The organism is Streptomyces tricolor (assembly GCF_002155905.1).
Taxonomy (GTDB): Bacteria; Actinomycetota; Actinomycetes; order Streptomycetales; family Streptomycetaceae; genus Streptomyces; species Streptomyces tricolor.
Map to the genome: position 1 here is coordinate 1 of NZ_MUMF01000490.1, position 3237 is coordinate 3237.

The 3237-nt window shown below is 75.7% G+C and carries 3 protein-coding genes; all 3 read right to left on the reverse strand.

Features of this window, described 5'->3' with window-relative positions:
* Positions 1-228: 228 nt before the first annotated feature.
* A complete protein-coding gene (locus CCN44_RS30920) occupies positions 229-1284 on the reverse strand; it encodes a LacI family DNA-binding transcriptional regulator (RefSeq protein WP_086701283.1) in 1056 nt (351 codons plus the stop codon).
* 185 nt (positions 1285-1469) lie between these two features.
* Positions 1470-1754: a hypothetical protein gene (locus tag CCN44_RS30925; RefSeq protein WP_086701286.1), complete on the reverse strand. Its 285-nt coding sequence runs from the start codon at positions 1752-1754 to the stop codon at positions 1470-1472.
* Between the two features lie 201 nt (positions 1755-1955).
* Positions 1956-2879: a homocysteine S-methyltransferase gene (gene mmuM, locus CCN44_RS30930; RefSeq protein ID WP_086701289.1), complete on the reverse strand. Its 924-nt coding sequence runs from the start codon at positions 2877-2879 to the stop codon at positions 1956-1958.
* Between the last annotated feature and the right edge of the window lie 358 nt (positions 2880-3237).

The window sequence follows — 3237 nt, forward strand, 5'->3', positions numbered from 1 at the left end:
GCTGCTCAGGCCCCCGGTCGCGCAGGGCACTCGGCTGCTCAGGCCCTCGGTCGTTCAGGGCACTCCGCTGCTCAGGCCCCCGTTCGCGCAGGGCCCCCGCTGCTCAGGCCCCCGTTCGCGCAGGGCTTCCGCCGCTCAGGCCCAGTCGCGCAGGGCCCCGCCGCTCAGGCCCCCGGTCGCCAAGGGCCCCGCCGCTCAGGCCCCCGTTCGCAAAGGGCCCCCGGCCGGTCAGGGGCCCACGTGTGCCACCGAGTCCCGTACCACCACGTGCGTGCCCAGCAGCAGGTGCGTCGCCGCGTCCCCGGCGGACCGGTCGAGCGCGCTGCGGACGGCCAGCCGGCCCAGCTCCTGGTAGGGGACGTGCACCGTGGTCAGGGCCGGATGCAGGTCGCGGGCGAACGGGATGTCGTCGTACCCGGCCAGCGACACGTCCCCCGGCACGTCCAGACCGGCCTCGTGCAGCGCGGTCAGCGCGCCCGCCGCGACCAGGTCGGTGGCGGCCACCACCGCCGTGAACTCCAGCCGCTGCGCCAGCGCCCGCCGCATCAGCCGGTACCCGCAGTCCCGGGTGAAGTCGCCGTGCAGCAGCAGCTCCGGGTCGGGTTCCAGGCCGCGGGCCCGATGGGCGTCGAGGTAGCCGCGCACGCGGCCCTGGGCCGTGGTGTGGTCGGGCGGGCCGCCGAGGAACAGCACCCGCCGGTGGCCCTGGGTGAGCACATGGGCCACCAGGGCGTGGGCGCCGCCCTCGTTGTCGTACTCGATGGCCGTCACCGGCGCGTCGGGACCGAGCGGCGGGCGCCCGCACAGCACCAGCCGGGAGCCCGCGGAGGCCAGCGAGTCGGCGATCTTGCGCGTGCGCTCCCGGTACTCGGGCGTGTCCGCCGCGCCGCCGACCAGGATCACCGCCGCGGCCCGCTGGGCGCGCATCATCTCGATGAACCCCAGCTCCTGCTTCGGGTTCCCGTCCGTGCTGCACACCAGGCACAGGTGCCCGAGCCGGGCCGCCTCGCGCTCGACGCCCTGCGCCATGTGCGCGAACGACGGCCTCGTGATGTCCTCCAGCACGAACGCCAGCGTCGGCGTACCGCTCCCGGCTATCGCCTTCGCGCGCGCGTCGGCCACGTAGTCCAGTTCGCGCACGGCCCGCAGCACCCGGGCCCGGGTGTCCGCGCTCACCGGGTACTCCCCGCCCAGCACCCGCGACACCGTCGACGCGGACACCCTGGCCCGCAAGGCCACGTCCCGGATGGTGCTGCGCGCGGCACCCCCGCCCTTCCTGGTCATCCCCAGCCCCTTCCCTCCCCCGTGGCACATGCCGTCGGCAACCGCTTCCCCCGCGCCGGGAGGCTAGCGCCCGGGACGGGCGCGGGCCAGTGCGGGGCCGCGGCCGACCCGCACCGGCGCGCGAACGTGCGCCGGCCGCCCGGTGGGAGGATCCGGGCGGCCGGTGGTATCGGTGGACGGACAGGTCACCGCACGGAGACGCTGCCGCCCGGGCGCACGGGCTTGGCCCGGCCGGGTTCGACGACGTCGACGAACGGGCCGCGGCAGTCCGGGCCGGCGTGTACCAGGACGGGTGTGTCCGTGTCGTTGACGACGAAGGACGGCTGCGGAATCCCGAAGCAGCCGCGGGGGTTGTCGTGCTCGACCCCGTTGATCACGAGGATTCCCTCGGCCGCGAGCGCCGGGCCCGGGGCCGCGAGCACGAGCAGTGCGGCGGCGAGGGCGGCGAGGGCCGTGCCGATGCGACGCATGACGATCCTCCTGGGCGAACCGGCCGGGCGATCCCCGGCCCACCACTGACAGTACGGGGGTGGGTACGCACCGTCACCGGCGCTCGGTGTCGCTGTTCGATCAAGGGGCGCCGCGCGGGGGCTCACGCTGTGCCCGCACGCCGATCGGCGCTTCTCCCTGCGGCCTCGATGCGTCGCAGTCCCCCGGGCGGGGGACTGCGATCAATCGGTCAGCGCCCGCGCGATCGACCCGATCGCCTCCGGCCCCACCCGGCAGCATCCGCCGATCAGCCGTGCCCCCGCGTCCCGCCAGGCCTTCACCTGCTCGGCGCCGAACGTGGTCCGCCCCGTCCAGGCCCGGGCCCGCGCGTCCCACCGCTCGCCGCTGTTGGGGTAGACCACCACCGGTTTGCCGGTGACCCGCGCCGCGATCTCCACGGCGGGCTCGACGTCCTGCGGCGCGCAGCAGTTCACGCCGACCGCGATCACCTCGTCCGCGTCGGCGGCGAGGCCGAACGCCTCCTCCAGGGGCTGGCCGGCCCGCGTCCGCCGGCCGTCGACGGTGTACGACAGCCAGGCCGGCACTCCCGCTCCCCGCACCGCGCGCAGCAGCGCGGCGGCCTCGTCGGCGTCCGGGACGGTCTCCAGCGCCAGCACGTCCGGTGCGGCGGCGGCCAGCACCTCGATCCGGGGCCGGTGGAACCGCTCCAGCTCGGCCACGCCCAGTCCGTACCGGCCCCGGTACTCGGAGCCGTCCGCGAGCATGGCGCCGTACGGCCCGACGGAGGCGGCCACCCACAACGGGCGCGAGACCTCCGGCGTGTGGGCCCGCCGTGCCGCCTCCCGGGCCAGTTCCACGCTGAGCGCGAGCAGCCGCGCGGCCTCGTCCCGGCCGATGCCGCGCTTGCCGAAGCCCTCGAAGGTGGCCTGGTAGCTGGCGGTGATCGCCACGCTCGCGCCCGCGCGGAAGTAGGCGAGATGGGCCTCGGTGACCGCCTCGGGCCGCTCGGCGAGCAGCCGCGCCGACCACAGCTCGTCGCTCAGGTCGTGCCCGGCCGACTCCAGCTGGTTGGACATGCCGCCGTCGAGGACGACCGTCCCGGCGGCGAGGGCGTCGGCGAGGCTGGGGGAGGTGTCGCTGGTCATGGCACGACGCTAGTCGAAGCGCCCTGGGGACGGGCCCGGGTGTCCAGCCGGTGAGCACCCCCGCGCCCTGCGCCCGCGGAAACCTTCGGCGGGGTCAGGGCCGAGCGGCGAGGCCGCAAGGAGCCGGCCGGGGCGGACGCCCGGCGTTCCCGTCGGACCCATTGACCCTCACGCGGCCCACCCTTACCTTTTCGGCGTTCGTAATCACAGATGAGGTACGGGATTTCGAACGACCGGCACGTTCCAGGTACCGCTGTCCCCACCGAGAGGCAGTCCGCATGAGCCGCGACCACGACCTGCCCGAAGCCCCCAGCCGCAGACTGATGCTGAAGGGCGCCGCGCTCGCCGCCGGCGCCCT